The sequence below is a fragment of the Dietzia sp. B44 genome (genome assembly GCF_014145245.1).
In the GTDB taxonomy this organism is placed as follows: Bacteria; Actinomycetota; Actinomycetes; order Mycobacteriales; family Mycobacteriaceae; genus Dietzia; species Dietzia natronolimnaea.
Genome location: NZ_JAALEF010000309.1, coordinates 1 through 5,091, shown reverse-complemented (window position 1 = coordinate 5,091; position 5,091 = coordinate 1). Strand labels below are relative to the sequence as shown.

Genomic DNA, 5,091 nt, shown 5'->3' with positions numbered 1-5,091 from the left:
CAGGCGAGCTCCTCCGGGTCGGGGACGGTCGCGGCCAGGTCGCGGACTGCTCGGTGTTGACGTCGGGGCCCGGCCGGGTCGAGGCAGAGGTCCTGGCCCGGACCGTGGTCGAGCGACCGACGCCCCTGGTGACCGTGGTCCAGGCGCTCCCCAAGTCCGATCGCTCCGAGCTCGCCGTGGAACTGGCCACCGAGGCCGGGGCGGACCGGATCGTGCCGTGGCAGGCGGACCGGTGTGTGAGCCGCTGGGCGGGCCCCAAGCTCGACAAGGGCCGGACCAAGTGGGCCAACGCGGCCCGTGCCGCCGCCAAGCAGTCCCGGCGCGAGTGGGAACCGGAGATCGGCGACCCGCTCGACTCCACCGGTCTCGTGGCATTCGTGGCCGAGGAGGTCCGAGCGGGTGCGACCGCGCTGGTGTTGCACGAGGACGGTGCCGCCGGTTTCGCGGACGCCGTGACCGCGGCGGGTCCCGTGGAACGCATCCTCCTCGTCGTCGGGCCCGAGGGCGGCGTCTCCGACGCCGAGATCGACTCACTCACCCACGTCGGGGCCCGCGCCGTCGTCCTGGGTCCCGAGGTGCTGCGCACCTCCAGCGCCGCCGCGGTGGCGCTCGGCGCCCTCGGAGTTCTCACGCGGAGATGGGCCCGCACTGGTACTACACTCGACCCGACCGCACCACCACCCAGGAAGTGATCCACGTAGGTACCCCAGAGAACGACGCAGTGAGTGACACGGTCGCCCGGACGCGGGGCGACGACCGCCGGGACCCCGGCGGCCCGCCCTCCCGCACGGCGGTCCAGCTCGACCCGGACCTGGCCATGGCGGTGCTCGGCGCCGCGGACGCCAACCTCCGGGCGCTCGAGGAGCTGCTCGACGCCGACCTGCACGTGCGGGGCGGCACCATGACCATCTCCGGCGACCCCGGCGCCGTCGACCAGGCCTCACGAGTGGTCTCGGATCTGCTCCGGCAGGCCGGACGTGGGGTGGAGATCACCCCGGCGTCGGTGCGACGCTCGGTCGAGATCCTCGCCGACTCCGGGCCGTTGACCCCCGAGGAGGTGCTGGGCACGGACGTGCTGTCCCGGCGCGGCGGGATGATCCGGCCCAAGACGGTGGGGCAGAAGCGGTACGTCGACGCGATCGACGACCACACGGTGGTGTTCGGGCTCGGACCCGCCGGAACGGGCAAGACCTACCTCGCGATGGCCAAGGCGGTCGCCGCCCTGCGGGCCAAGGACGTCAGCCGCATCATCCTCACCCGCCCGGCGGTCGAGGCCGGGGAGAGGCTCGGCTACCTGCCCGGCACCCTGCACGAGAAGATCGACCCGTACCTGCGGCCGCTGTACGACTCGCTGCACGACATGATGGACCCGGAGGCCATCCCCAAGCTCATGGCGGCCGGGGTGATCGAGGTCGCCCCGCTGGCCTACATGCGTGGGCGCACCCTCAACGACGCGTTCATCATTCTCGACGAGGCGCAGAACACCACGCCCGAACAGATGAAGATGTTCCTGACCCGCCTCGGCTTCGGCTCGAAGATCGTCGTGACAGGGGACATCACACAGATCGACCTCCCGGGTGGGCAGCGATCCGGACTCAAGGTGGTGCGCGACATCCTCAAGGGGGTCCCCGACATCCATTTCTCGGAGCTCACGTCCGCGGACGTCGTGCGGCACGCGCTGGTGGCCCGGATCGTCGACGCCTACGCGAAGCACGAGGAGCGCCTCGAGCGGGGCGAGGAACCCACCGCCGTACACAGGAACAGGGAGCACCGCCGCCGATGAGCATCGAGGTCGCCAACGAGTCGGGCGTGGAGGTCGACGAGGCCGAACTCATCGACGTGGCCGCGTTCGTGATCGCCCGGATGGACGTCCACCCCGCCGCGGAACTGTCGATCACCCTCGTGGACAAGGACACCATGGCGGATCTCCACGTGACGTGGATGAACCTGCCGGGTCCCACGGACGTCATGAGCTTCCCCATGGACGAGCTCTCCCCGGGGGGTCGCCCCGACCTGCCCGATCCCGGGCCGGCGATGCTCGGCGACATCGTGCTGTGCCCGGCGTTCGCCGCCGACCAGGCCGCCAGCTCCGGTCATCCGCTCGCGCACGAGCTCGCGCTGCTGACCGTGCACGGGTGCCTGCACCTGCTCGGGTACGACCATGCCGAGCCGGCCGAGGAGCGCGAGATGTTCGGCCTGCAGAACGAGCTGCTGGGCGAGTGGTACGACCACCGGGACGCCCCGCAGGACGACGCCCCGCGCGCGGACGCCTGACCCGTGGACCAGACCATTCTCACCACCGGCGCCGCCGTTCTGCTCATCCTGGTCGCCGGCGTCTTCGCCGCCCTCGACGCCGCGCTGAGCACGGTCTCGGTGGCCCGGGTCGAGGAGATGGCCAAGGAACCCCGCTACGGGGCGGCGAGGCTGTCGTTGATGCTGCTCAACCGGCCGCGCTACATCAACGTCACGGTGCTACTGCACCTGTTGAGCCTGATCGCGGGGGTCGTCCTCCTGACCGTGGTGTTCGCCGAGGTCATCGAGTCCACGGTTTGGGCCCTGGTCGGGGTGATCGCGGTGACGACGATCGCGGCGTACGTGGTGGCCGGCGTGGGTCCCCGCACGCTGGGGCGCCAGCACGCCTACTCACTGGCACTGGGTGCCTCGACCCCGATGCGGGTGCTCGGGATGGTCCTGGGTCCCGTCGCCAGCCTCCTGGTGGGTGTCGGCAACGCCGTCACCCCGGGCCGGGGCTTCCGCAACGGCCCGTTCGCCTCGGAGATCGAGCTGCTCGAGATCGTGGACATGGCCCGTGAGCGCGGGGTCGTGGCCGACGACGAGTCGCGCATGATCCAGTCGGTGTTCGAGCTCGGGGACACCACCGCCCGCGAGGTCATGACCCCGCGGACCGAGATGGTGTGGATCGAATCGGACAAGACCGTCGGCCAGGCGGCCCGGTTGACCGTCAAGTCCGGGTACTCCCGGATCCCCGTGGTGGACGGTGACAACTCCGACGACGTGGTGGGGGTGATCTACCTCCGCGACATCGTGGCCCGTCTCGACGACCCCGACGGCCGCGCGGCCCCGGTCGCCGACGTGATGCGACCCGCGGTGTTCGTGCCGGACGCCAAGCGGATCGACGACCTGCTGTCGGAGATGCAGAGGGACCACAACCATCTGGCGATCCTGGTCGACGAGTACGGCGGAACCGCCGGGCTGGTGTCCATCGAGGACATCCTCGAGGAGATCGTCGGCGAGATCGTCGACGAGTACGACACCACCGAGGTGCCCCCCGTCGAGGAGCTGGAGGACGGGAGGTACCGGCTGTCGTCCAGGCTCGGTCTGGACGAGGTCGCAGAGTTGTTCGACGTGGAGTTCCCGGACGAGGTGACCGAGGAGGTCGAGACCATCGGGGGACTGATGGCGCTCGAACTCGGTCGCGTCCCGCTGCCCGGGGCGCACGTGGTCACCGAGGGGCTCGACCTGCGCGCCGAGGGCGGGCACGACCGTCGCGGACGGGTCAGGGTGGTCACCGTGGTGGCCGAACGGATCGACCTTGCCGCCGACGGCACACACGAGAACGACGACGAGGAGAACCGATGACCACGCCCGAGGGCTTCCGGAGCGGGTTCGTCAGCTTCGTGGGCCGGCCGAACACCGGCAAATCCACCCTCACCAACGCGCTGGTGGGCGAGAAGATCGCCATCACCTCCTCGCGGCCCCAGACCACACGGCACGCGATCCGCGGGTTGGTCCACCGACCCGACGCCCAGATCATCCTGGTCGACACCCCGGGGTTGCACCGGCCACGCACCCTGCTGGGCGAGCGGTTGAACGCCCTCGTGGAGGACACCTACTCGGACGTCGACCTGATCGGGTTGTGCATCCCTGCGGGGGAGCGGATCGGCCCCGGCGACCGCTGGATCCTCGAGCAGGTGCGCAAACTCTGTCCCACCACCCCGATCCTCGGCCTGGTCACCAAGATCGACACCGTGTCCAAGCAGAAGGTCATGGAGCAGTTGGTCGCGGTCTCCAGGCTCCTCGGGCCGGACTCCGAGGTCGTCCCGGTGTCCGCCGCGTCCGGTGAGCAGGTCGACGTGGTGACGGACGTCATCGCCTCCCTGCTCCCCGAGGGGCCGAGGTTCTACCCCGACGACGTGATCACCGAGGAGTCGGACGAGACCCGGATGTCCGAACTCATCCGCGAGGCCGCCCTCGAGGGCGTGCGGGACGAACTGCCCCACTCGATCGCCGTGTCGATCGAGGAGGTGCTGCCCCACGAGGGGCGTGACGACATGGTGGACGTCCACGCCACCGTCTACGTGGAGCGGCAGAGCCAGAAGGCGATCGTCCTGGGCAAGGGCGGCTCGCGCATGCGCGAGGTGGGCACCCAGGCCCGGGCGGGGATCGAGCAGCTCCTTGGGACCAAGGTCTACCTGGACCTGCACGTCAAGGTGCTGAAGGAGTGGCAGCGCGACCCCAAGATGCTCGGGCGGCTGGGTTTCTAGACCGCGGTCGTGCGAGTCCTTCTAACGCACGGCCGCACGAACGACCCCCACGATCGTCTCCCGTGCGGCCCGTCCCTCAGGGGTGGGCTGGAGCGGGTGCACGTGGAGTAGCCCCTGCTCCTCGATGTACGTGACGTCCACGCCGGCGGCGCGGGCCCGCTCCACCCCGAGTCGCACGTCGGGCAGGACGATGTCGCGGGTGGCGGCGAAGATCGTCAGCGGCCCCAGACCGGTGAAGTCCCCGCACAGCGGGCTCACCCGCGGGTCGTCCACCGGCAGCTCGGCACGCCAGGCGTCGATGAACACCCTCAGGCCTCGTCGGGCGAGCCACGGGTCACTGGGTTGGACCCGGTCGATGTCCGGGTTGTCCATCGCCAGGTCGAGCGCGGGGGAGATCAGGATCGTCGCCGGAAGACGGGACACACCCCGGTCCCTCAACTCCATCGCCGCGGACAGCGCGATCTGGCCCCCGGCGCTGTCACCGGCGAGACACACCGGGCCGTGCTCGGCGACCTCGTCCCGCACCAGGTCGGCCACCCCGGCCACCACGCCCACCGCCGTGCCGCGGTTCGTCGCCGACACCGGG

At 70.6% G+C, this 5,091-nt stretch carries 6 protein-coding genes; 5 read left to right on the top strand and 1 reads right to left on the bottom strand.

What is annotated here, in order from left to right; all coding sequences use genetic code 11:
• From G6017_RS10805 to era, 5 genes are all read left to right on the top strand, one after another.
• Positions 1–692 (top strand): 16S rRNA (uracil(1498)-N(3))-methyltransferase (locus tag G6017_RS10805; protein ID WP_182617322.1); only part of this gene is annotated, 692 nt, incomplete at its 5' end.
• Positions 693–721: 29 nt separating this feature from the next.
• Positions 722–1,783: a PhoH family protein gene (locus tag G6017_RS10800; RefSeq protein WP_259844134.1), complete on the top strand. Its 1,062-nt coding sequence runs from the start codon at positions 722–724 to the stop codon at positions 1,781–1,783.
• Positions 1,780–2,274, top strand: a complete 495-nt coding sequence (gene ybeY, locus G6017_RS10795; RefSeq protein ID WP_182617320.1) for an rRNA maturation RNase YbeY — start codon at positions 1,780–1,782, stop codon at positions 2,272–2,274. The genes G6017_RS10800 and ybeY overlap by 4 nt, the downstream gene beginning before the upstream one ends.
• Positions 2,275–2,277: 3 nt before the next feature.
• Positions 2,278–3,600, top strand: a complete 1,323-nt coding sequence (locus G6017_RS10790) for a hemolysin family protein (RefSeq protein ID WP_179524967.1) — start codon at positions 2,278–2,280, stop codon at positions 3,598–3,600.
• Complete coding sequence (gene era, locus G6017_RS10785) at positions 3,597–4,505, top strand: GTPase Era (protein WP_182609948.1); 909 nt, start codon at positions 3,597–3,599, stop codon at positions 4,503–4,505. The genes G6017_RS10790 and era overlap by 4 nt, the downstream gene beginning before the upstream one ends.
• 21 nt (positions 4,506–4,526) lie before the next feature.
• On the opposite strand, the gene G6017_RS10780 is transcribed toward era, so the two are convergent.
• On the bottom strand, positions 4,527–5,091 hold a 565-nt coding region (locus G6017_RS10780), incomplete at its 5' end, for an alpha/beta hydrolase fold domain-containing protein (RefSeq protein ID WP_182617318.1).

Excerpts from the sequence above, each read along its gene's own strand:
- ybeY (WP_182617320.1), top strand. The coding sequence starts at position 1,780 with ATGAGCATCGAGGTCGCCAACGAGTCGGGCGTGGAGGTCGACGAGGCC.
- era (WP_182609948.1), top strand. The coding sequence starts at position 3,597 with ATGACCACGCCCGAGGGCTTCCGGAGCGGGTTCGTCAGCTTCGTGGGC.